At 74.8% G+C, this 21116-nt stretch carries 23 protein-coding genes, 1 tRNA gene and 2 pseudogenes; 7 read left to right on the plus strand and 19 right to left on the minus strand.

What is annotated here, in order from left to right:
* Positions 1 to 28 precede the first annotated feature (28 nt).
* Positions 29 to 613 carry a hypothetical protein gene (locus POD19_RS10750; protein ID WP_119217369.1) on the plus strand — a complete coding sequence of 195 codons (585 nt, stop codon included), beginning with the start codon at positions 29 to 31 and terminating at the stop codon, positions 611 to 613.
* On the opposite strand, the gene POD19_RS10755 is transcribed toward POD19_RS10750, so the two are convergent.
* The 5 genes from POD19_RS10755 to POD19_RS10775 all read right to left on the minus strand — a co-directional run bounded on the left by POD19_RS10755 (position 600) and on the right by POD19_RS10775 (position 2875).
* A complete protein-coding gene (locus POD19_RS10755; RefSeq protein WP_070709804.1) occupies positions 600 to 944 on the minus strand; it encodes an AzlD domain-containing protein in 345 nt (114 codons plus the stop codon). The genes POD19_RS10750 and POD19_RS10755 overlap by 14 nt on opposite strands.
* On the minus strand, positions 941 to 1780 hold the full coding sequence (locus POD19_RS10760) for an AzlC family ABC transporter permease (protein ID WP_144818389.1): 840 nt from the start codon (positions 1778 to 1780) through the stop codon (positions 941 to 943). The genes POD19_RS10755 and POD19_RS10760 overlap by 4 nt, the downstream gene beginning before the upstream one ends.
* A gap of 75 nt (positions 1781 to 1855) precedes the next feature.
* A tRNA-Val gene (locus POD19_RS10765) sits at positions 1856 to 1929 on the minus strand.
* A gap of 15 nt (positions 1930 to 1944) precedes the next feature.
* Entirely contained in the window at positions 1945 to 2451 is a 507-nt protein-coding gene (locus POD19_RS10770; RefSeq protein WP_144818387.1) for a redoxin domain-containing protein, read from the minus strand.
* The gene (locus POD19_RS10775) at positions 2444 to 2875 is read right to left on the minus strand and encodes a DUF3052 domain-containing protein (RefSeq protein ID WP_036340159.1); all 432 of its coding nucleotides are present in this window, start codon (positions 2873 to 2875) and stop codon (positions 2444 to 2446) included. Before POD19_RS10775 ends, POD19_RS10770 begins: the two co-directional genes overlap by 8 nt.
* Before the next feature lie 254 nt (positions 2876 to 3129).
* Between POD19_RS10775 and aceE the strand changes: the two genes are divergently transcribed.
* The 6 genes from aceE (at position 3130) to fabF (ending at position 11050) form a co-directional block, all read left to right on the plus strand.
* Complete coding sequence (gene aceE, locus POD19_RS10780) at positions 3130 to 5880, plus strand: pyruvate dehydrogenase (acetyl-transferring), homodimeric type (protein ID WP_144818385.1); 2751 nt, start codon at positions 3130 to 3132, stop codon at positions 5878 to 5880.
* Between the two features lie 124 nt (positions 5881 to 6004).
* Positions 6005 to 7207, plus strand: a complete 1203-nt coding sequence (locus POD19_RS10785) for a PucR family transcriptional regulator (protein ID WP_044659134.1) — start codon at positions 6005 to 6007, stop codon at positions 7205 to 7207.
* A 106-nt stretch (positions 7208 to 7313) separates the two neighbouring features.
* Entirely contained in the window at positions 7314 to 8237 is a 924-nt protein-coding gene (locus POD19_RS10790; RefSeq protein ID WP_113914178.1) for an ACP S-malonyltransferase, read from the plus strand.
* A gap of 32 nt (positions 8238 to 8269) precedes the next feature.
* Positions 8270 to 9322, plus strand: coding sequence for a beta-ketoacyl-ACP synthase III (locus POD19_RS10795; protein WP_073115556.1), 1053 nt, complete (start codon positions 8270 to 8272; stop codon positions 9320 to 9322).
* A 61-nt stretch (positions 9323 to 9383) separates the two neighbouring features.
* Positions 9384 to 9629 (plus strand): acyl carrier protein, encoded by a 246-nt coding sequence (locus tag POD19_RS10800; RefSeq protein ID WP_010078906.1) that lies wholly within the window; start codon positions 9384 to 9386, stop codon positions 9627 to 9629.
* A 176-nt stretch (positions 9630 to 9805) separates the two neighbouring features.
* Positions 9806 to 11050 (plus strand): beta-ketoacyl-ACP synthase II, encoded by a 1245-nt coding sequence (gene fabF, locus POD19_RS10805; RefSeq protein ID WP_073115558.1) that lies wholly within the window; start codon positions 9806 to 9808, stop codon positions 11048 to 11050.
* A 28-nt stretch (positions 11051 to 11078) separates the two neighbouring features.
* On the opposite strand, the gene POD19_RS10810 is transcribed toward fabF, so the two are convergent.
* The 14 genes and pseudogenes from POD19_RS10810 to POD19_RS10875 all read right to left on the minus strand — a co-directional run bounded on the left by POD19_RS10810 (position 11079) and on the right by POD19_RS10875 (position 21116).
* Complete coding sequence (locus POD19_RS10810) at positions 11079 to 11582, minus strand: DUF3145 domain-containing protein (RefSeq protein WP_073115561.1); 504 nt, start codon at positions 11580 to 11582, stop codon at positions 11079 to 11081.
* A 170-nt stretch (positions 11583 to 11752) separates the two neighbouring features.
* Entirely contained in the window at positions 11753 to 12793 is a 1041-nt protein-coding gene (locus POD19_RS10815) for a tyrosine recombinase XerC (protein ID WP_036312815.1), read from the minus strand.
* Positions 12794 to 12850: 57 nt separating this feature from the next.
* Entirely contained in the window at positions 12851 to 13783 is a 933-nt protein-coding gene (locus tag POD19_RS10820; RefSeq protein ID WP_340309516.1) for a DNA-processing protein DprA, read from the minus strand.
* Positions 13777 to 14118, minus strand: a complete 342-nt coding sequence (locus POD19_RS10825; RefSeq protein ID WP_340309464.1) for a hypothetical protein — start codon at positions 14116 to 14118, stop codon at positions 13777 to 13779. Before POD19_RS10825 ends, POD19_RS10820 begins: the two co-directional genes overlap by 7 nt.
* A pseudogene (locus tag POD19_RS10830) lies at positions 14115 to 15718 on the minus strand (YifB family Mg chelatase-like AAA ATPase). The gene POD19_RS10825 and the pseudogene POD19_RS10830 overlap by 4 nt, the downstream one beginning before the upstream one ends.
* Positions 15715 to 16134, minus strand: coding sequence for a YraN family protein (locus tag POD19_RS10835; protein WP_036312824.1), 420 nt, complete (start codon positions 16132 to 16134; stop codon positions 15715 to 15717). Before POD19_RS10835 ends, POD19_RS10830 begins: the two are co-directional and overlap by 4 nt.
* Before the next feature lie 134 nt (positions 16135 to 16268).
* A complete protein-coding gene (locus POD19_RS10840; RefSeq protein ID WP_002853817.1) occupies positions 16269 to 16592 on the minus strand; it encodes a DUF2469 domain-containing protein in 324 nt (107 codons plus the stop codon).
* Between the two features lie 116 nt (positions 16593 to 16708).
* On the minus strand, positions 16709 to 17461 hold the full coding sequence (locus tag POD19_RS10845) for a ribonuclease HII (protein WP_036312829.1): 753 nt from the start codon (positions 17459 to 17461) through the stop codon (positions 16709 to 16711).
* Positions 17458 to 18057: a signal peptidase I gene (gene lepB, locus POD19_RS10850; RefSeq protein ID WP_036312832.1), complete on the minus strand. Its 600-nt coding sequence runs from the start codon at positions 18055 to 18057 to the stop codon at positions 17458 to 17460. Before lepB (POD19_RS10850) ends, POD19_RS10845 begins: the two co-directional genes overlap by 4 nt.
* Positions 18054 to 18797, minus strand: coding sequence for a signal peptidase I (lepB, locus tag POD19_RS10855; RefSeq protein WP_036312835.1), 744 nt, complete (start codon positions 18795 to 18797; stop codon positions 18054 to 18056). Before lepB (POD19_RS10855) ends, lepB (POD19_RS10850) begins: the two co-directional genes overlap by 4 nt.
* A gap of 36 nt (positions 18798 to 18833) precedes the next feature.
* Positions 18834 to 19187 carry a 50S ribosomal protein L19 gene (rplS, locus tag POD19_RS10860; protein WP_002853821.1) on the minus strand — a complete coding sequence of 118 codons (354 nt, stop codon included), beginning with the start codon at positions 19185 to 19187 and terminating at the stop codon, positions 18834 to 18836.
* 248 nt (positions 19188 to 19435) lie between these two features.
* Positions 19436 to 20181, minus strand: a pseudogene (gene trmD / locus POD19_RS10865) (tRNA (guanosine(37)-N1)-methyltransferase TrmD).
* Positions 20182 to 20184: 3 nt separating this feature from the next.
* A complete protein-coding gene (gene rimM / locus POD19_RS10870; protein ID WP_036312846.1) occupies positions 20185 to 20772 on the minus strand; it encodes a ribosome maturation factor RimM in 588 nt (195 codons plus the stop codon).
* A 104-nt stretch (positions 20773 to 20876) separates the two neighbouring features.
* Positions 20877 to 21116: an RNA-binding protein gene (locus POD19_RS10875; protein WP_029248213.1), complete on the minus strand. Its 240-nt coding sequence runs from the start codon at positions 21114 to 21116 to the stop codon at positions 20877 to 20879.

The following is a 21116-nucleotide window of genomic DNA, read 5'->3' on the forward strand; positions in this document are numbered from 1 at the left end:
TCAACCCGGGATGCGGGAGGGTGGGCCGATGGGCCTGCTCCGCGACCTCCTCACCCGCCGCTCCGCCCGCGACCGCCCGTCCGACCCGACGGCGACGCTCGGCCGGCACCTCGACAACGCCGCGACGATCGTGGCCGCCGCACGCCGGGCGGACGTGCCCCTCCCGGTGGCGGCGGCCCTGGCCGAGCTCGAGTCCGGTGGCCGGAACGTCTTCGGCCACGACGCCGGCGGCGTGCACAGCGCCCCGCGCGGGACGGACGTCCCCGTGACCCGGGAGCGCTACGAGGAGCTCGTGGCCCGGGTGGCGCAGGGGGAGACGTCCAACGGCGTGGGGCCCGCGCAGATCACGTGGCCGCCGTACTTCGCGCAGGCAGCCGAGCGCGGGTTTCGTCTGTGGGAGCCGGAGGACAACCTGGCCTTCGGGTTGGAGATCCTGCGCGGGCACCTGCGCGGCGACCTCTCCGCGGAGGGGATCGCCCGGGCGGGGACGCTCTACAACGCCGGGACGCTCACCCACGGGGTCACCGCCTACGGCCGCCGCCTCGCCGCGGCGACCCGCGTGTGGGCCGAACGCCTGGGCGAACTCGCCCCGCCGCCGGTCAGGCCAGGTTGACCAACAGCACGTAGGCCAGCGTGCCGGCCGCGATCGAGACCAGGGTCCGCCGCCCGGCCAGCAGATGCACGACGACTGTCACCGCCGCCGCGATCAGCGCGTGGGCCACCCGCGCCCCGTCCACGGGCTCTCCGGGGGCCAGCGCCGCGGCGTCGAGCAGCATCACCAGGGCCAGGATGGTCAGCACGCCGGCGGGCATCCACACCGCCAGCCGCGCGGCGAGCACGGACTCCCGCAACGGCTGCAGCAGGGCGAACGGCAACGCGCGCAGGCAGAAGGTCACGAGGCCCGCGACGACGGCCGCGGCCACCAGGTACGCGGCGCCGGTCATCGGGGGTCCTCCCCGGCGCCGGGCTCGGCATCCGTGCCGGCCCGCTCCCCCGTCGCGGCGACGACGGGAACCGGTCCGGTGACGGGCACGGGCTCGGGCAGCGGCAGGGCGGTCCCGCGCGCGGCGAGCACGTGGAACGCGATCAGCACCGCGGCGTAGAGGGCGAAGGCGACGACGAGCACCTGCGCCGGCGCGAGCAGCAGAGCCACCCCGACGGCGACCGTGGCCGCCAGCACGAGGGGCAGCTGGGCCCGCGTGCGGGCGGCGTCCATGGCGAGCACGATGAAGAGGGCGACGAGCGCGAACTCGAGGCCCTCGACCGGCGCGGGCAGCAGCCACGCGACGGCCACCCCGGCGAGGCCCCCGAGCACCCAATACGCATGCAGCGCGATCTGCATGGCCAGCAGCCGGGGCGCCGTCCAACCGCGGGGCTGGGCGGCGGCGATGGCGTAGGCCTCGTCGATCAGGGCGCCCATCGAGTAGATCCGCGCGAGGCGCCCCCGGACCACGCGCAGCGGGAAGCTGAACGCATAGAACACGTGGCGGAAGTTCACGAGGAACACCGTCACGGCGATCGTGAGCAGCGGCGTGCCCGCCACCACCAGCGAGACGAGCAGCAGCTCGACGGACCCGGCGAACACGACCACGGAGAACAGGGGTGCGACCCACGCGGGCAGCCCGGCCTGGACCACGAGCATCCCGAAGGCCACGCCCAGGGGGAACAGGCCGAGGCCGGCGCCCAGCGTCACGGCGACGCCGGAGCGCACCTCGGCCCACCGCGAGGGCGGAGCGGAGGCGCGCGAGGACGCTGACGAGGAGCCCATGATGGTGAGCATGCTCTCATAGGCGCCTGACGGGCGGTCGGCATGACGGAGCCGCGGCGTCACGCCGTGTCATGGCCCCGCGATCGGTGCACCCGGAGGGACTCGAACCCCCGACCCTCTCGGTGTAAACGAGATGCTCTGACCAACTGAGCTACAGGTGCCGGTGTCCGTCCAGGCTACCGGTCCGCGAGCAGGTCGCGCGTCGCCGCCTCGTGCTCGCTCCGGGTGCGTGCCTGTCCCGGGGCGGCGACCACGCGCGCGGCCTCGACCCCGTCCGCGTCGAGCAGCACGGAGACGCGGCGGGGCCGCCCGGTCTCCGCGTCGAAGACGTCGAAGGCACGGCAGGCCGCGCCGTGGGGCCAGAAATCGGAGAGCAGGGTGAGCGGCTCCGGCAGTGCCAGCTCCTCGCGGACGCGGCGCAGCACGGGGGCGGCATCACACGAGACCACGCGGACAGCCACATCGTCGACCGCCACGTCCTCGGCGAGCGCCCCGATCCAGCCGAGCTCGTCCGTGCACACCGGCGTGAACGCCCCGGGCAGGAAGACGAGCCACGTGCCCCGCGGCCCGGCGGCGTCCTGGGGCCCGCGCGTCGGCGGCCACGGCCACGTCTGGCCGTGGTCGTCGCGCAGCGCGGGGACGACGTCGGCGCCCCGCGTCCCGCCGGACGGGGGCTCAGCCACCGCGCTTCTGGACGAGCTTCTGAGCGGCCCAGTCCTCGGAGGCACCGGCCCCGGTGGTGGCGTGCAGGCCCGCGGTGGAGGCGGCCTCGGCGACGTCCGCCGGGCTGACGTGGCCGGGGCGCCCCTTGCGGGGGGTCATGATCCAGACGGGGCCGGCATCGAGGGAGCGCTGGGCGTCCACGAGGGCGTCCGCGAGATCCATGACGTCGCCGTCGTCCGCGCGCCACCAGAAGAGGACCGCGTCCGCCGGCTCCTGGTCGTCCTCGGTCAGGAGCTCCTCGCCGAGCGCGTCCTCGAGCGCGTCACGGAAGGTGACGTCGACGTCGTCGTCGTACCCCCACTCCTGCACCAGGTCGCCCCTCGAGAGGGCGAGCTCCGCCAGCAGGGCGCTGTCCGTCGAGGTCGGCGTCGACCCAGCCTGCATAGTGTCCGGTCCTCCTTGATGGTGGCGGGCACTGCGGCCCGCGCCGTCGAGCGGGTGATGATGACCACCATACGCCGTGGACGCCGCCGTTCCGGGGCCTCCGGCCGGGCGGACGCGGCGGCTCCGGTCTACTCTGGGGAGGAACAGACGCACTCTCCGGGCGACGCGCCCGGCTCGGCGTCGCGGGCCCGGACCGGATCGTCTGCCCGCAGCCCACCGCGGAGCACCCCTCCGCACGAGAACCAGGAGGCACCGTGAGCGCAGCCGAAGAGAGCTCGCAGATCCGCAGCGGTCTGACCGACCAGCTCCCGGACAAGGATCCCCAGGAGACGTCGGAGTGGATCGAGTCCCTCGACGGACTCATCGAGGAGCGCGGCACGGAGCGGGCGCAGTACATCATGCGCTCCCTCATGCAGCGCGCGAGCGCCCAGTCCGTCGCCCTGCCCTACGTGACCACCACGGACTACGTGAACACGATCCCGGCGGACCAGGAGCCGGAGTACCCGGGCGACGAGGAGCTCGAGCGCCGCTACCGCAACTACCTGCGGTGGAACGCCATGGCCCTCGTGCAGCGCGCCCAGCGCGACGGCGTCGGCGTCGGCGGTCACATCTCCTCCTACGCAGGCCAGGCGACCCTCTACGAGGTGGGCCTGAACCACTTCTTCCGCGGCCAGGACCACCCGGGCGGCGGCGACCACATCTTCTTCCAGGGCCACTCCTCGCCGGGCAACTACGCCCGAGCCTTCCTCGAGGGCCGCCTGACCGAGGAGGACCTCGACGGCTTCCGCCAGGAGAAGTCCCGCCAGGGCCACGGCCTGCCCTCCTACCCGCACCCGCGGATGATGCCGCACTTCTGGCAGTACCCCACCGTGTCCATGGGCCTGGGGCCGATGAACGCCATCTTCCAGGCGCAGACCAACCGGTACCTGCACAACAACGGCATCAAGGACACCTCCGACCGGCACGTGTGGGCCTTCCTCGGCGACGGCGAGATGGACGAGCCCGAGTCGCGCGGCCAGCTGCACATCGCGGCCAACGACAAGCTCGACAACCTCACCTTCGTCATCAACTGCAACCTGCAGCGTCTCGACGGGCCGGTGCGCGGCAACGGCAAGATCGTCCAGGAGCTGGAGTCCTACTTCCGGGGCGCCGGCTGGAACGTCATCAAGGTCCTGTGGGGCCGCGAGTGGGATCCGCTGCTCGAGGCCGACGACGAGGGCGAGCTCGTGCGCATCATGAACGAGACGCTCGACGGCGACTACCAGACCTACAAGGCCGAGTCCGGCGGCTTCGTGCGCGACCACTTCTTCGGCCGGTCCTCCGTCACCAAGGAGATGGTGGCGGACATGACCGACGACGAGATCTGGGGCCTCAAGCGTGGCGGCCACGACTACAAGAAGGTGTACGCCGCCTACAAGGCCGCCATGGAGCACAAGGGCCAGCCCACCGTGATCCTGGCCCACACCATCAAGGGCTACGGCCTGGGCAAGTCCTTCGAGGGTCGCAACGCCACGCACCAGATGAAGAAGCTGACGGTGGACGACCTCAAGGTGTTCCGGGACCGCCACCGCATCCCGATCTCGGACGAGCAGATCGAGAAGGACCCGTACGACATCCCGTACTACCACCCGGGCGCCGACGCTCCGGAGATCACGTACATGATGGAGCGGCGCAAGGAGCTGGGCGGCTTCGTGCCGGAGCGGCGCAGCGACTACCACGCGATCCCGCTGCCCCCGGAGTCCGCGTACAAGCAGGCCCGCAAGGGATCGGGCAAGCAGCAGGCCGCCACGACCATGGCGTTCGTGCGCCTGCTCAAGGACCTGATGCGGGACAAGAACATGGGACCGCGCTTCGTGCCGATCATCCCGGACGAGGCCCGCACCTTCGGCATGGACTCGTTCTTCCCGACCGCGAAGATCTACAACCCCAAGGGCCAGAACTACCTGTCCGTGGACCGGGACCTGTTCCTGTCCTACAAGGAGTCCCCGCAGGGGAAGATCTACCACGTCGGCATCAACGAGGACGGCGCCACCGCGGCGTTCAACGCGATCGGCACGGCGTACTCCACGCACGGCGAGCCGATGATCCCGGTGTACATCTTCTACTCGATGTTCGGCTTCCAGCGGACCGCGGACAACATCTGGGCCGCAGGCGACCAGCTCGCGCGCGGCTTCATGATCGGCGCCACCGCCGGGCGCACCACCCTCGCCGGCGAGGGCACCCAGCACATGGACGGTCACTCCCCCGTCCTGGCGTCCACGAACCCGGCCGTGAAGCACTACGACCCGGCGTACTCGTACGAGATCGCCCACATCGTGCGCCAGGGCCTGGAGGACATGTACGGCGACCACGACCGCGGGGACGACGTCCGCAACGTCATCTACTACCTCACGGTGTACAACGAGCCGATCACCCACATCGAGGAGCCCGAGGGCCTCGACGTGGAGGGCCTGCTCAAGGGCATCTACCGCCTCTCCGAGGGCCAGGGCGACGGCCCGAAGGTCCAGCTCCTGGGCTCCGGCGTCTCCGTGCCGTGGGCGCTCGACGCCCAGCGGATCCTCTCCGAGGAGTGGGGCGTGAACGCCTCCGTGTGGTCGGTGACCTCCTACAACGAGCTGTACCGCGACGCCGTCGCGGCGGAGAAGGACGCCCTGAAGGACCCGTCCGCCACCCCGCGCGTGCCCTACGTGACGCAGGCGCTGCAGGGGGCCGAGGGCCCGATCGTGGCCACCTCGGACTACTCCACCTCGTGGACGAACCAGATCCGCCCGTTCGTGCCGAACCGCTTCTCGGCGCTCGGCGCCGACGAGTTCGGCTTCGCGGACACCCGCGCCGCCGCCCGTCGGTACTTCCTCATCGACACCCACTCGATGGTGGTCCGCGCGCTGCAGCTCCTCGAGGAGGAGGGCGAGGTCGAGCGGGGCACGGCCGCGAAGGCGCACGAGAAGTACCGCCTGGACGACGTCAACGCCGGCACCACCGGCATCGCGGGCGGCGACGCCTGACCCGCATGCCGCGGGGAGGCCGACGCCCTCCCGTCCCGACGCCGGCCGCTCGCCTCCGCCAGGGAGGCGAGCGGCCGGCGTCGTCGCTGTAGGAACCCCACAACACGCGCCTAGGATGAAGCGCATGCCCGAGCCCCGCCCCGCCGCCCCTCGCCCCGTGAGCACCGACGGGCTGGCCCGCCTCAGGAGCCACCTGGGGGCCCTGAACACGGCGGTGCTGCAGCGGCTGGACGCCACCCTGCCCTGGTACCGCCGACTCACCCCGGACGAGCGCAGCGCCCTCGGGCTCGTGGCCCAGCGCGCCCTGCAGGGCTTCCTCACGTGGTTCGAGCGGCCCACCTCCACGGGCCACGTCCTGCAGGACGTCTTCGGGCCCGCGCCCACCGATCTCACCGGGGCGATCTCGCTGCAGCGGGCCCTCCAGCTCATCCGGACGATGGTGGACGTCGTCGAGACGCGGGTGCCGGAGCTGCTGGCCGAGCGCGACCAGGCGCCCGTCCGCGAGCACATCCTCCACTACTCGCGCGAGGTCGCGTTCGCGCTCGCAGACGTGTACGCCCGGGCCGCGGAGATGCGCGGAGCGATGGACTCGCGGCTCGAGTCGGTCCTGCTGGACGCGGTGCTGCGCGGGCAGGACCCGGACGAGATCCGGCACCGGGCCACCGCGCTGGGCTGGCGTGGGGACCACGACGTGATGGTCATGGCGGGTCTCGCCCCGGGGCAGGACAAGCCCGCGTTCATCCCGGACCTGCGGCGGGCCGCGGCGAGGCTCGACTGCGACCTGCTCGTGGGCGTGCAGTCCGAACGGCTCGTCCTCGTGGTCGGCTCGGTGCGGGACGCGCGGGCGGTGGGCGAGGCGCTCGCGCCCTGGTTCGCGCCGGGACCGGTGATCGTGGGACCCGTCGTGGACTCGCTGGTCTCGGCGCACGTCTCGGCGCGGCACACCCTCGCCGGGCTCAGCGCCGCGGCCGCCCACCCCCGGGCGAGCCGGCCCACCCCGGCGGAGGACCTGCTGCCCGAGCGGGCGCTGCTGGGCGACCCCACGGCCCGGGAGGCCCTCGTGGACGGGGTGTTCACGCCCCTGGCCGACGCCGGCACCTCCCTGCTGGAGACCGTGGACGCGTACGGCGCGCTGGGCCACTCGCTCGAGGGCACGGCCCGCGAGCTGTTCGTCCACGCGAACACCGTGCGGTACCGCCTCAAGCGGGTGGCTGAGGTGACCGGCTGGGACCCGCTGGTCCCCCGCGACGCGTACGTCCTGCAGACCGCGATCACCCTGGGCCGGCTCGCGGGGGCGCGGCAGACGACCGGGGACGGGTCGGACTGAGCCGGGGCGGCGCACACCCCCGCTTGTAGAAACCCTCCAAACCGACTCGCCGTGCTTCGTGGCGCGATCTGCCCGGGATGGCGGCCGATCCTGACACGATGGAGGAATGCTTGCCATCGTGTGCCCCGGACAGGGGTCCCAGACGCCCGGCTTCCTCGCCCCCTGGCTCGAGCTGGACGGGACCCGCGACCTGCTCGCATCCCTCTCCGACGCCGCGGGCGTGGACCTGATCCGCCACGGCACTGAGTCGGACGAGGAGACCATCAAGGACACCGCCGTCGCCCAGCCGCTGATCGTGGCGGCCGGCCTCGTGGCCGCCGCGGCCCTCGAGGCGGACGCCGCCGCACCGAAGTCGACCGTCGTGGCCGGCCACTCCGTGGGCGAGGTCACCGCGGCCGCCGTCACCGGCGTGCTGTCCCCCGCCGAGGCCCTCTCCCTGGTGCGCGTGCGCGCCACCGGCATGGCCCGGGCCGCCGCGGCCACGCCCACGGGCATGGCCGCCGTCGTGGGTGGGGACCAGGACGAGGTCCTCGCGGCCATCGACGCGGCGGGCCTGACGCCCGCCAATGTCAACGGCGCCGGCCAGATCGTCGCCGCCGGCACCGCGGAGGCCCTCGGCGCGCTCGCCGAGTCCGCCCCCGCCCGCGCCCGCGTGATCCCGCTCAAGGTGGCCGGCGCGTTCCACACGGAGCACATGCGCCCCGCCGTGGACGACCTCGCGGCCCACGTCGCCGGCCTCTCCCCCTCGGACCCGCGCCTGCCCCTGCTGTCCAACCGGGACGGCGAGGCCGTCGAGTCCGGCACGGACGTGCTCGCCCGGATCGTGGACCAGGTCACCCGCCCGGTCCGCTGGGACCTGTGCATGGCGACCATGGCCACGCGGCAGGTCACGGGCGTCCTGGAGCTGCTGCCCGGTGGCACACTGACCGGACTGGCCAAGCGCGGTCTCAAGGGCACCGCGCAGCTCGCCGTGAAGACCCCCGAGGACCTGGACGCCGCGCGGGCGTTCCTGGCCGAGCACTCGGCCTGAACCCCGCGCACCGCCCGGCAGAGAGAAGCACCATGACCGTCACCCTGAAGCAGCACGAGCGCCCCGCGGCCAGCCGCATCGTGGCCGTGGGCGCCTACCGCCCGGCGAACCTGGTCCCCAATGAGGACCTCGTCGGCCCCATCGACTCGTCGGACGAGTGGATCCGCCAGCGCACCGGCATCGTCACGCGCCAGCGCGCCACGGCGGAGGAGACCGTGCCCGTCATGGCCGTGGGCGCCGCCCGGGAGGCCCTCGAGCGGGCCGGCCTGCAGGGCTCGGACCTGGACGCCGTGATCGTCTCGACCGTCACCTTCCCGCACGCCACCCCCTCGGCCGCGGCCCTCGTGGCGCACGAGATCGGCGCCACCCCGGCGCCCGCCTACGACGTCTCCGCCGCGTGCGCCGGCTACTGCTACGGCGTCGCGCAGGCCGACGCGCTCGTGCGCTCCGGCACCGCGCGGCACGTGCTCGTGGTCGGCGTCGAGCGCCTCTCCGACGTCGTGGATCCCACGGACCGCTCCATCTCCTTCCTCCTGGGCGACGGCGCGGGCGCCGTGATCGTGTCGGCCGCGGACGAGCCGGGCATCTCCCCCTCGGTGTGGGGTTCGGACGGGGAGCGCTGGTCCACGATCTCCATGACGCACTCGCAGCTGGAGCTGCGCGATGCCGTGGAGCACGCCCGCACCACGGGCGACGCCTCGGCGATCACCGGCGCGGAGGGGATGCTCTGGCCCACGCTGCGCCAGGACGGGCCCTCCGTCTTCCGCTGGGCCGTGTGGTCGATGGCGAAGGTGGCCCGCGAGGCCCTCGACGCCGCGGGCGTGGAGCCCGAGGACCTCGCCGCGTTCATCCCGCACCAGGCCAACATGCGGATCATCGACGAGTTCGCCAAGCAGCTGAAGCTGCCGGAGTCCGTCGTCGTGGCCCGGGACATCGCGGACGCCGGCAACACGTCGGCCGCGTCCATCCCGCTGGCCATGCACCGTCTGCTGGAGGAGAACCCCGAGCTCTCCGGCGGCCTGGCCCTGCAGATCGGTTTCGGCGCCGGGCTGGTCTACGGCGCCCAGGTGGTCCGTCTCCCCTGAGGCGGCGCCGTCTGATTCACTGTCCACGTACACCCCACACCCCTACCGAAGGAGACGCCCCATGGCTTCCAAGGAAGAGATCCTCGCCGGCCTCGCCGAGATCGTGAACGAGGAGACCGGCCTCGACACCGCCGAGGTGCAGCCGGAGAAGTCCTTCACGGACGATCTGGACATCGACTCGATCTCGATGATGACCATCGTGGTCAACGCCGAGGACAAGTTCGGCGTGAAGATCCCGGACGAGGAGGTCAAGAACCTCAAGACCGTCCAGGACGCCGTCGACTTCATCGACGGCGCCCAGGCCTGATCGGCCCACGACGGCGGCGGGCCCGGCCCGCCCCGTCCCCTCGGTGAGCGCCGGGGGCGTGTGAGCGCCCCCGGCGCCCGACACCCTCGACTTCCGGCACCCCGGCGCGCGCCGCGCGTCGTGCCGACGACACCCCTCCGCCCGATCCCCACTCGAGACCCAGAGGCAGCAGACCCATGACCCGCACCGCAGTGATCACCGGCCTCGGCGCCACCACGCCCATCGGCGGCGACGTGCCCACCTTCTGGTCCCACGCCCTGCAGGGCGTCTCCGGTGCGCGCACCATGGAGCACGACTGGGTGGAGAAGTACGAGCTGCCCGTCACCTTCGCGGCCGAGCTGACCGTGCCCACCTCCGAGGTCCTCTCCAAGGTGGAGCAGAAGCGCCAGGACCCGGCCACCCAGATGGCGACCGTCGCCGCGCGCGAGGCCTGGAAGGACGCCGGCCTCGAGGGCGCGGAGGTCGACGGCGACCGGCTCGCCGTGGCCTTCGGCACCGGCATCGGCGGCGTGTGGACCCTCCTGGACGGCTGGGACACCCTGCGCGAGCGCGGCCCGCGCCGCGTGCTGCCCATGACCGTCCCGATGCTCATGCCCAACGGCGCCGCCGGCGCGCTCTCCCTCGAGTTCGGCGCCCGCGCCGGCGCCCGCACGGTGGTGTCCGCGTGCGCCGCCGGCACCGAGGCGCTCGAGACCGCGCTGCTGCTCGTCCGCTCCGGCCAGGCCGACGTCGTGATCTGCGGCGCCGCCGAGGCCGCCGTGCACCCGCTGCCGATGGCCGCGTTCGCCGCGATGCAGGCGCTGTCCAAGCGCAACGACGACCCGCAGTCCGCGTCCCGCCCCTACGACGTGGACCGCGACGGCTTCGTCCTCGGTGAGGGCGCCGGCGTCATGGTGATCGAGTCGGAGGAGCACGCGAAGGCCCGCGGCGCACGCGTCTACGCCGAGCTGGCCGGCACGGGCGTCAGCTCCGACTCCCACCACATCACCGCGCCCGAGCCCGAGGGCCTGGGCGCGACCCGTGCGATGCGCGCCGCTCTGAGGTCGGCCGACATCACCCCCGAGGACGTGTGCCACGTGAACGCCCACGCGACGTCCACGCCCAAGGGCGACGCCCCGGAATACCTGGCCATGCGGGCCGTGTTCGGCGACCACCTGGAGCAGGTGCAGGTCTCGGCCACGAAGTCCCAGACCGGCCATCTGCTGGGCGCCTCGGGCGCGATCGAGTCGATCCTGTCCGTGCTCGCCGTCCACCACGGCCAGGCGCCCGTGACCATCAACCTGGACCACCAGGACCCGGAGATCCCGCTGAACGTGGTCACCGGCTCCCCCGCCCGCCTGCCCGAGGGGCCGCGCGTGGCCGTGAAGAACTCGTTCGGCTTCGGCGGCCACAACGCGGTGGCCGTGTTCCGCAGCGTCTGAGCCGGAGCGCCGCCGACCGGACGAGGGGTCAGACGGCGCGGTGCAGCCAGCGCACGTTGGCGTGGGCGGCGGCCAGCCGGAACGGCTCGAGCTCATCGTCCCAGGCCTCGCCGAGCGCGAGGGAGAGTTCGTGCATCAGCACGCTGGGATCGCCCGCGCCGGCCTCGTAGGCGTACCGGATGCGGTCCTCGGAGACCATGATGTTGCCGGAGACGTCCGTGGTGGCGTGGAAGATGCCGAGGTCCGGGGTGTGGGACCAGCGCGAGCCGTCAACCCCGGCGGACGGCTCCTCCGTGATCTCGAAGCGCAGGTGCGGCCAGCCACGCAGGGCGGAGGCCAGACGCGCACCGGTGCCGGCGGTCGCCGTCCAGTGCACCTCGGCGCGGTGCTGGCCGGGCGCGACCGGCTGACCCTCCCACTCCACCGAGGTCGCGGGGCCGAGCACGGAGCTCAGCGCCCACTCCACGTGGGGGCAGAGGGCGGTGGGGGCGGAGAGGATGTGGACCACGCCGCGGGTATGGGTGCTGGTCATGGATGCCTCCGGGGGTGCGATGCGGTGCGTCTTCCCCTACGACCACGTCGCGGCTCCGGTGGATCCTGGGGCCATTGTGCACCAGGGATGCCGGGCCGGCAACGAGGCGGCGCGCCGCCGCGCGTGTCGCTATGGCGCAGGGGACGGGCCGGGGGTGCTCCGGGGAGGCGTCAGGCGCGTGGGTGGGCCTGCCGGTAGCCCTCGCGGAGGCGATCGATCGAGACGTGTGTGTAGACCTGCGTGGTGCGCAGGGACGCATGCCCCAGCAGCTCCTGCACGCTGCGCAGGTCGGCGCCGCCGTCGAGGAGGTGGGTCGCGGCCGTGTGGCGCAGCGCGTGCGGCCCGCGCGCCGCGGTGTCCCCCAGGCCCTCGAGTGCCCGGTCGACGACGGTGCGCGCTTGGCGCACCCCCAGCCGGCCGCCGCGCGCGCCGAGGAAGAGGGCGGGGCCGGAGTCCGGCCGGGCCAGGCGGGGGCGACCGAGCCGCTGCCACTCCTGGAGGGCGCGGCCCGCGGGTGCGCCGTAGGGGACGGTGCGCTGCCGGTCTCCCTTGCCGGTCAGCCGGACGACGCCGCGGCCGGCCTCGAGGTCGTCCACGTCCAGGGCGGAGAGTTCGGCCACCCGGGCGCCGGTGGCGTAGAGCAGCTCGAGCAGGGCGGCGTCCCGCAGGGCCAGCGCGTGGGCGGCAGGGTCGTCGCCCGCGGCGGCGGCGTCCACACGCTCCTGGGCAGCCGCGAGGAGCCGGGTCGCCTGCTGCTCCTGGAGCACGTGGGGCAGCGTCCCCTCGGGTCGGGGCGAGCGCAGCCGCAGGGCGGGGTCGTCCGAGCGCAGGCCCTCCCGGCGCAGCCAGGCCGTGAAGGTGCGGACGGCGGCCACCCGGCGGGCCAGGGTCGCGCGGGCGAGGCCGGCCCCGCTCATGGCCGCCAACCAGCCACGCAGGTCCTCGATGTCCAGCTCGGCGAGGACGTCCGGTGCGCTGGGCACGTGGCGAGCGGGGGCGTCGTCATCCACGGCGGGCGCCGCCGCGGTGCCGGCTGTGCCGGCGACGTGGTCGATGAGGGCGCGCAGATCGGCGAGGTACGCGCGCACGGTCTGGGGGCTGCGGTTCCGCTCGTGGCGCAGGTGCTCCTCGAACGCCTCGAGCCAGGCCGTGTCCCGGGGCGAGGGGGCGCGCGGGACCGGGACGGGACGGACGGAGGACGACGGGGTCATCCCCCCACTCTGCCATCCGCCCCAGGGCGGCGCCGCCCGGGAGCACGCGGCCGGAGGTCATCCCCGCCGCCACCGGTCCTCGACCCGTTCGGCCAGGCCCGCCCGCTGCAGCCGGGACAGGCACGCCAGGACGGTGGGCAGCGCGAGCCCGGCGCTGACGGTGATCCGGTCGACGGGCACCGCCTGGCGCAGGGGCAGCGCCTCGTGGACGAGGGCCTCCTCCATCGTGAGCCCGTCGGTGGGCCGCGCGGCGGACTCGGGAGCTGCCCGGGTGGAGGTGCTCCCGCCCGCGCCGCCGCTCCGGGCGGGCCCCTGGCCGAGCAGGGCGAGGGCCTCCTGCTCGGTGGTCACGAGACGGGCGGGGCTCTCCTGCAGCAGACGGTGGCAACCGGCGGAGCTGGGCGAGGTCACGGGGCCGGGGACCACGCCCACCTCGCGGCCGAGGCCGAACGCGTGGCCCGCCGTGTTCTGCGCTCCCGACCGCCAGCGCGCCTCGACCACCAGCACGGCCCCCGCGAGCGCGGCGATGACCCGGTTGCGCTGCAGGAACCGGTACCGCGTGGGACTCGCACCGGGCGGCATCTCGGACACGAGCAGCCCGGCGGCCATCACCGCGCGAAGCAGGTCCTCGTGGCCGGCCGGGTAGAACCGGTCGAGGCCGCCGGCCAGCACCGCCACCGTGGGCGGGACGCCGTCGCGATCCGCCGCGTCTTCCGGTGCGGCGGGCGCCTGCAGCGCGGCCCGGTGGGCGGCGCCGTCGATGCCGTACGCACCGCCGGAGATCACGCACGCGCCCTGCTGGACGGCGTGGGCGGCGCAGCGGGCGGTCACGGTCCGTCCGTACGCGGTCGCCTCCCGGCTGCCGACGACGGCGAGCATCCGGTCCGCGGGAGGCAGCGTTCCGGAGCCGCGGAACCACAGGCCCAGGGGCGCCTCCTCGCCCAGGTCCGCCAGGGCGGCGGGCCAGGCGTCGTCCTCGGGGATCAGCAGGCCTCCCCGAGCCGGTGCAGAGTCACGAGGTCACGCTCCGGCTCCAGCCGGGCGGCCCGGGGCGCCCAGCGGGCCAGCCCCGCGGCCCAGCGCCGGGGCAGCGTGTCGGGCGCGCCGGCGCGATCGGCGAGCAGATCGCGCTCGGCGGGCTGGATCGTCTCCCGGCCCGTGAGCAGGGCGAGCGCCCGCTCCGGCCCCAGCGCCGTGACGGTCTGCACCGCGAGCGCGTCCCCGGGCTCGACCAGCCGGGTCAGGGCGGCGCGGGCGAGCCGGGCGGCGTCCGGCCGGCGCGGCCCGGCGACGTGGTCTGCCGCCGGGGTGACGTAGGTGGTCATGCGTCCTCCTCGTTCTGGTGGCGCAGCGTGAGTGCCACGTCGGTGTCCTCGGGTGCGGGCCGTTCGGCGCCGCGCAGGTCTGCCAGGGTCCAGGCGAGGCGCAGGACGCGGGCGTGGCCGCGCGCGCTCAGCAGGCCCTGGTCGACGGCGTCGTCCGCGGGCCGGCGGGCCGCCCGGGGCACGGCGTACGGGCCGTGCCGCAGCACCCCGGCGGGGACGTGCGCGTTGCGGCGCAGCCCGGACGGGACGAGCCCGCGCTCGGCGGCGGCGGCCCAGCGCCGAGCCTGCCGGTCGGCGGCCGCGGCGACCCGGGCGGCCACCTGCGACGTGGTCTCGGAGGCGGGCGCCCCCGTGAGCTGCCGCGCGTCGACGGGCCGTACGGTGACCTGCAGGTCGACGCGATCCAGCAGCGGCCCGGAGAGCCGCTGGGCGTAGCGCCGGCGTTCGGGCACGCTGCACCGGCATTCGACGCCCGTGCCGCCGCCCTTGCCGCACGGGCAGGGGTTGGCGGCCAGCACCAGCTGGAACCGGGCCGGGTAGACGACGGCGCCGAGGGCCCGGTGCAGCAGCACCTCCCCGGACTCGAGGGGCTGGCGCAGCGCCTCGAGGGTGCGCCGTTCGAACTCGGGGGCCTCGTCCAGGAACAGCACGCCGCCGTGGGCGAGGGAGGCCGCTCCCGGCCGGGCGAGGCCGCTGCCGCCGCCCACGAGGGCCGAGCGGGACGCCGAGTGGTGGGGTGCCTCGAACGGCGGGGTCCGGTCGATGTCACCGTCGAACCCTGGGCCGTCCCGCCCCTGCGCCGGACACGGGCGTCGCCGCCGCGGAGGGAGCGCAGGGCGGCGCACTCGAGCGCGGTGCGCCGGTCCAGGGGAGGCAGGATTCCGGGCAGGCGCTCGGCGAGCATGGTCTTGCCCGCCCCCGGGGCGCCCATGAGCAGCAGGTGGTGGGCGCCGGCGGCTGCGACCTCGAGCGCGAACCGGGCCTCGGCCTGTCCGGCGACCTCGGCGAGGTCGGGCACCGCACGGGCCGGCTCCGGTTCCGGGGCTGTCACCTGCCGTCGGGCCGGGCGGTGGGGCGGCTCTCCGTCCGGTTCCCCGCCGAAGGCGCGGATGACGTCGTGCAGATGGGCGAAGCCGCGGACCTCGGCGCCGGGGACCAGTCGGGCCTCGGCCTCCGCATCCTCGGCGACGACCACCTCGGAGCACCCCGCGTCGACGGCGGCCATCACCATCGCCACGGTCTCCGGCGAGCGGTGCAGGGCGCCGTCGAGGCCGAGCTCGGCCAGGAACACGGGCCCCTCGACGTTCCGCACCCGCCCGTCCGCGGCGTAGGCCGCCAGGACGATCGCCAGGTCGTGGCACGCACCCCGCTTGTGCACCCCCGCCGGCAGCAGGTTCACGGTCAGGTGCCGCCGGGTCAGGGGCAGTCCGGCGTTGCGCGCGGCGGAGCGGATGCGGTCCCGGCTCTCCTGCAGCGCCTGGTCCGGCAGGCCGAGGAGGGTGAACCCGGGCAGGGACTGGGCGATGTCCGCCTCGACGTGCACGACCTCCCCGCGCAGACCCGCCAGCGTGATGGAGCGGGTGCGTCCGATGCCGCTCACGGCCGCACGTCCTGCAGCAGGTCGAAGCGGATCCCTCCCGTGCGCGGCACCAGCACGGCGACGGCGTCGACGCGCCAGGGCGTGCCCCGGCGGTCCGCGGCGTGGGCCCGCACCCACGCCGCGGTGAGGCGGTGCAGCCGGGTGAGCTTGCGCCGGTCGATCGACTCGAACGGGTCGCCGAAGGCCAGGCCCGAGCGGGTCTTCACCTCGACGCCCACCCACCAGCCGGCGTGGTGGGCCACGATGTCCAGCTCTCCGGCCTCGCCCCGCCAGTTGCGGTCGGCGATCACGTAGCCGCGCTCGGCGAGCCAGCGCGCGGCGGCGTCCTCACCGAACCGGCCCAGCGCCGTGTGCGCGCGGCTGGCGCGCCTCTCTCCGGGCGGCTGCGCCCCGATCTGTTCCGCGGTCCCCGTCATCCCGACCACCTCCTGGGCACCAGGGTGGTCCCGGGCGAGGCCGCGGGGTGGGCGGCGGCGGGGATTGTGCGGGGCCGGACGCCTGTGCAGGAGTGGACGTCTGCGTCCCGTCCTCTGGACCGCTCAGGGGTGGGTCAGCTCGGCAGCTGGCCGTCCGGCGGGACCGTCAGGTCCTCGGTGGGCAGCTCCTCGATGTTCACGTCCTTGAAGGTCAGCACCTTCACGCGCTTGATGAACCGCTGCGTGCGGTACACGTCCCACACCCAGGCGTCCTCGAGCAGGATCTCGAAGAACACGTCCCCGTCCGCCTGGCGGGGCGTCAGCCGCACGTCGTTGGCGAGGTAGAAGCGCCGCTCGGTCTCCACGACGTAGCGGAACAGGCCCACCACGTCCCGGTATTCGCGGTAGAGCAGCAGCTCGGCCTCGGCCTCGAAGTCCTCGACGTCGTCTGCGCTCATGACATGCCTCCTCAGTGTTCGCCGCGCACCCGCGACAGTCCGGGCACGCACGGCCTCCATCCTCCCCCGTCCGGGGGTCGCACGTCGAACGGGCGGCCTCGCCCGGCCCCGGGGGCTCAGTCGAACAGCGTGGGCGGCGCCTGCGCGGGCGCGCCCGGCAGCCCGAGGTTCCAGCTGCGCCGGTGCTGCTCGCTCGCCCCGCGCTCGGCCAGGGCGGCCCGGTGCGCGGCTGAGCCGTACCCCTTGTTCCCGGCCCATCCGTACCCCGGGTGCGCCGCGTCGAGGGCGATCATGACGTCGTCGCGGGCCACCTTCGCGGCGATCGACGCGGCCGCCACCGTCGCGCACCGGTCCTCGGCCCGCACCAGCATCGTGGGCTCGGGCGGCAGCGGGCGCGGCGCGGGCGCGGGGCCGGCGTCGGGATCGGAGCGGCTCAGCCAGTCGTCCCGGCCGTCGAGCACGAGGGCGACCGGCTCCTGCCCCACCGCGGCGCACAGCGCCGCCCACGCCCGTCGCCCGGCGAGGCCGAGGGCCGCCGAGATCCCCAGCGCGTCGATCTCCGCGGGGCCGGCCTCGCCCAGCGCCACCCCGGCCGCCCAGTCCTCGATCTGCGGGACCAGGGCGCGCCGGCGTCGGTCCGTGAGCGCCTTGGAGTCGCGCACCGGAGGGATCTGCCCCGCGGCGGGCAGCCACGCGGCGCACACCCCGACGACGACGGGCCCGGCCAGCGCGCCCCGGCCCACCTCGTCCATGCCCGCCACCAGCACCCGGTCCGCTCCCCGCGCGGCGAGGGCCGGCGCGGCCAGCCCCGCCTCGACGTCCAGGCCGGCGCGCACCGTCGGCCGGCCACCGCCCCGGCGGGCGGTCACGTGCGAGCCTCCGGCGCGGGCGCGTCCGGCACGGTGGCGAACGCGTCGGGGTCGGTGCCGGCGCCGCCGATCCGGTCCAGCGGCCAGACCACGAACCGGGCGCGGCCCACCACGTCGTCGAGGGCCACGAACCCGCCCCCGGGCCCGGCGCGGTGCGCGCGGGAGTCCGCCGACGCCGAGCGATGGTCACCGAGCACCCACAGTCGCCCCGCAGGCACGGTCACCTCGAACGCCTCCTGCGCGGGCGTCTCCCCCGGCGCGAGGTACGGCTCCTCCACGGGCACCCCGTTCACGCGCAGCGTCTCCTCGCCGGGTGTCCAGGAGACGATGTCCCCCGGCAGCCCGACGGCCCGCTTGATCACGTGGCCGCCCCCGGGCAGCCAGCCCTTCGTGTCTTCGAACACCACCACGTCACCGCGGCGCACCGGGAACGGATCCGGGGTGAGCAGCGTGGCGACCACGCGGTCGCCGGCCCGCAGCCCGGGCTCCATGGACGAGGACGGGATGGCGTACATGCGCGCCAGGAAGGCCCACGCCAGCACGCAGGCGAGTACGGTCACGGCGGCCGCGATCAGCGCGGTGCGGCGCCCCGTCACGGCGTGTCCCCGGAGGGGGCGTCCATGGTCCCGCGGCGGGACAGGGGCCACACGATCTCCGCGGCCCGGCCCTCGACCCGCTCGAGCGGGATCAGCCCGCCGCCGGGGGCGCCCAGCAGTGCGCGGGAGTCCCGGGAGGCGGCGCGGTGGTCGCCCAGGACGACCATGCGCCCGTCGGGCACCTCGAAGGACCAGGTCCCCGCCGCGGCCGGCTCGTCTGCGGTCACGGGCCTGCCGAGATACGGCTCGTCCAGCGGCTCGCCGTTGCGCAGCAGCCGGCCGTCCGGGGCGCAGCACTCGAGGCGGTCCCCCGGCAGGGCCAGCACGCGCTTGACGAAGACGTCCTCGGCCGCGCCGACGCCCCACCACCGGGCGACGTCCTCGAGGCCGCGCTCGAGCGATCCGGCCGAACGGTACGGCGCCAGGCTGCCGGCGCCGTCGAACACCACCACGTCGCCGTGGTGCAGGCCCTGCCCGCCGGCCGCGGCGGCGTCCACCCGCACGCGGTCGCCGGGCTGCAGGGTCGGCTCCATCGACCCGGAGGGGATGAGGTAGACGGGGCCGGTGAGGGCTCGCAGCACCGCGGCCACCACGACGGCGGCCACCACGGTCAGGCCGAGCCACGCCCACCAGCGGCTCGTGCCGGAGGCGGGGGCCGCCGTCGGGCCCGAGGAGGAGCCGGCCCCGGACGCGACGGAGCCCCGTGACCGGCGGGGGTCACGGGGCTCCGAGGTGCGCATGGGTCGATCACCGGTCGGCGGGGCCGACCGGGATGATCACTTGGCGTCGGCGCGCTTCTCGCGGATGCGGGCGGCCTTGCCGTGGCGGTCGCGCATGTAGTACAGCTTCGCGCGGCGCACGTCGCCCTTGGTGACGACCTCGATCTTGTCGATGACCGGGGAGTGCACCGGGAACACGCGCTCCACGCCGATGCCGAAGGACACCTTGCGGACGCGGAAGGTCTCGCGCACGCCGTAGCCCTGACGGCCCATGACGTAGCCCTGGAACACCTGGACGCGGGCAGTCTTGCCCTCGATGATGTTCACGTGCACCTTGACGGTGTCGCCGGGGGCGAACTCCGGGATGTCGTCGCGCAGCGTCTTCTTGTCGAACGAGTCGAGAATGTGCATGTCGTCTCTCCTGGCGGATGCCACAGGTCAACCGCGTGGTATGCGGGCGCACGGCCCGTCCACGTCCGCATGACGAGGGGGCCGGGTCCCGAGCCGAGGGCCGGGCTCCGCACGTGGGGTGCGGTCCCGGGGTCCGATCCGTTGACGCGCGCCCCCTGTGGCAGGTCGGGCGTCCGGCGGACACGAGGATCCATTATGCCACAGCCGATGACGCCGCGACGCCCCTCCGGCCCGTCGGGCGCGGCGGGTCAGTCCTCGGAGTCGTACGCCGCCCACAGGTCCGGTCGCCGCTCGCGCGTGCGCTCCTCCTGCTGGGCCCGACGCCAGGCCGCGACCTTGCCGTGGTCGCCCGAGAGCAGCACGGGCGGCACCGCACGGCCCCGCCAGTCCGCGGGCTTGGTGTAGACCGGGTACTCCAGCAGGCCGTCCTCGTGGGACTCCTCGACGAGCGAGGCCGGGTTGCCCACGACGCCCGGCACGAGGCGGCCGACGGCCTCGATCATCGCCAGCGCCGCGACCTCGCCGCCGTTGAGCACGTAGTCGCCCAGCGAGACCAGCCGCACCTCGAAGAGCTCCTCGGCCCAGCCGAAGACGCGCTCGTCGATCCCCTCGTAGCGGCCGCACGCGATCGCCACGTGCTCCCGGCCCGCCAGTTCCCGGGCGAACCGCTGGGTGAAGCGCTCCCCCGAGGGCGTCGGCACGAGCAGCACGGGGCGGTCCCCGGCTCCGCCGACGACGACTCGGCGGGGGCCGGTGACACGGGCCCCTGGGCCGCCACGTGCTCGAGCGCGAGCGCCCACGGCTCCGGTTTCATCACCATGCCGGCGCCGCCGCCGTAGGGCGTGTCGTCCACGGTGCGGTGCCGGTCGACGGTGAAGTCGCGCAGGTCGTGGACGTGCACGTCCACGAGGCCCTCGCGGCGGGCACGGCCCAGCAGCGAGACGTCGAGCACCGCGAGGTACTCGGGGAAGATCGTGACGACGTCGAAGCGCACCGCTCAGTCCTCCGCATCCGCATCGGCGGGCCCGTCTACGGCGCCCTCGTCCTCGCCGGTGGCGAGCTCGAGCAGCCCCGGCGGCGGGGTCAGCACGAGCACGCCGGCCTCGGAGTCGATCTCCGGGACGATCTCCTCGACGAAGGGCACCAGGGCCTCCTCCTCGACGCCGTCCAACGCGACGTGCAGCAGATCCTGGACCGCCCCGGTGGTCAGGGCCGTGACGACGCCGACGCGCTCGCCCTCGACCCGCACCTCGAGGTCCACGAGGTCCTCCTCGTACCACTCGTCGGACTCCTCGGGCACGGCCGGAACGGCGAACAGCTGGGCGCCGCGCAGGGTCTCGGCGACGTTGCGGTCCGGCGACTCCGCGAAGCCGACCACGAGGATCTGCTTGTTCCACCGGGCGCGGGTGACGGTGAGCTCCGCCGGCAGGCCCGGGGCGCCGTCGCGCACCACGAGTCGCTCGCCGGGGGCGAAGCGGGCGTCCGGGTCGTCGGTGAAGACCTGCACGGTCACCTCACCGCGGATGCCGTGCGGCTTGCCGATGCGGGCGACGCGGACGAGGTCGTCCTGGGCTGCGGGACTCATGGGCTCTCCTGGGTGGGACGGTCGGTGGCGGGAGGGGGCGGGGCCGCAGACGACGACGGCCCGCCGGCCCGGTGAGGGGCGGGCGGGCCGTGCGTCACGGGCCGTCAGGAGCGGCGGTCGGTCTCCACCACGTCCACGCGGACGGGGTGGCCGGCCAGGCCGTCCAGCACGGTGCGCAGCGCGGTGGCGGTGCGACCCTGGCGGCCGATCACGCGACCCAGGTCCTCGGGGGCCACGCGGACCTCCAGCATGTCGCCGCGCCGCTGGGAGCGGGCGTCCACGCGGACCGCCTCGGGCGTGTCCACGATGCCGCGCACCAGGTGCTCGAGGGCCTCGGTCAGCAT

The sequence above is a fragment of the Micrococcus sp. GPGPB33 genome (assembly GCF_037853785.1).
Lineage (GTDB): Bacteria > Actinomycetota > Actinomycetes > Actinomycetales > Micrococcaceae > Micrococcus > Micrococcus luteus.

What these genes read in the sequence shown, in the direction of transcription:
- POD19_RS10760 (WP_144818389.1), bottom strand. Translation starts at nt 1,780, where the DNA reads ATGCTCACCATCATGGGCTCCTCGTCAGCGTCCTCGCGCGCCTCCGCT.
- POD19_RS10840 (WP_002853817.1), bottom strand. Translation starts at nt 16,592, where the DNA reads ATGAGCGCAGACGACGTCGAGGACTTCGAGGCCGAGGCCGAGCTGCTG.
- POD19_RS10800 (WP_010078906.1), top strand. Translation starts at nt 9,384, where the DNA reads ATGGCTTCCAAGGAAGAGATCCTCGCCGGCCTCGCCGAGATCGTGAAC.
- POD19_RS10790 (WP_113914178.1), top strand. Translation starts at nt 7,314, where the DNA reads ATGCTTGCCATCGTGTGCCCCGGACAGGGGTCCCAGACGCCCGGCTTC.
- POD19_RS10875 (WP_029248213.1), bottom strand. Translation starts at nt 21,116, where the DNA reads ATGCTGACCGAGGCCCTCGAGCACCTGGTGCGCGGCATCGTGGACACG.
- POD19_RS10785 (WP_044659134.1), top strand. Translation starts at nt 6,005, where the DNA reads ATGCCCGAGCCCCGCCCCGCCGCCCCTCGCCCCGTGAGCACCGACGGG.
- POD19_RS10810 (WP_073115561.1), bottom strand. Translation starts at nt 11,582, where the DNA reads ATGACCAGCACCCATACCCGCGGCGTGGTCCACATCCTCTCCGCCCCC.
- POD19_RS10835 (WP_036312824.1), bottom strand. Translation starts at nt 16,134, where the DNA reads ATGACGGGGACCGCGGAACAGATCGGGGCGCAGCCGCCCGGAGAGAGG.
- rimM (WP_036312846.1), bottom strand. Translation starts at nt 20,772, where the DNA reads ATGAGTCCCGCAGCCCAGGACGACCTCGTCCGCGTCGCCCGCATCGGC.
- POD19_RS10825 (WP_340309464.1), bottom strand. Translation starts at nt 14,118, where the DNA reads ATGACCACCTACGTCACCCCGGCGGCAGACCACGTCGCCGGGCCGCGC.
- rplS (WP_002853821.1), bottom strand. Translation starts at nt 19,187, where the DNA reads ATGCACATTCTCGACTCGTTCGACAAGAAGACGCTGCGCGACGACATC.
- POD19_RS10795 (WP_073115556.1), top strand. Translation starts at nt 8,270, where the DNA reads ATGACCGTCACCCTGAAGCAGCACGAGCGCCCCGCGGCCAGCCGCATC.
- POD19_RS10815 (WP_036312815.1), bottom strand. Translation starts at nt 12,793, where the DNA reads ATGACCCCGTCGTCCTCCGTCCGTCCCGTCCCGGTCCCGCGCGCCCCC.
- lepB (WP_036312835.1), bottom strand. Translation starts at nt 18,797, where the DNA reads ATGCGCACCTCGGAGCCCCGTGACCCCCGCCGGTCACGGGGCTCCGTC.
- POD19_RS10775 (WP_036340159.1), bottom strand. Translation starts at nt 2,875, where the DNA reads ATGCAGGCTGGGTCGACGCCGACCTCGACGGACAGCGCCCTGCTGGCG.
- POD19_RS10750 (WP_119217369.1), top strand. Translation starts at nt 29, where the DNA reads ATGGGCCTGCTCCGCGACCTCCTCACCCGCCGCTCCGCCCGCGACCGC.
- fabF (WP_073115558.1), top strand. Translation starts at nt 9,806, where the DNA reads ATGACCCGCACCGCAGTGATCACCGGCCTCGGCGCCACCACGCCCATC.
- POD19_RS10755 (WP_070709804.1), bottom strand. Translation starts at nt 944, where the DNA reads ATGACCGGCGCCGCGTACCTGGTGGCCGCGGCCGTCGTCGCGGGCCTC.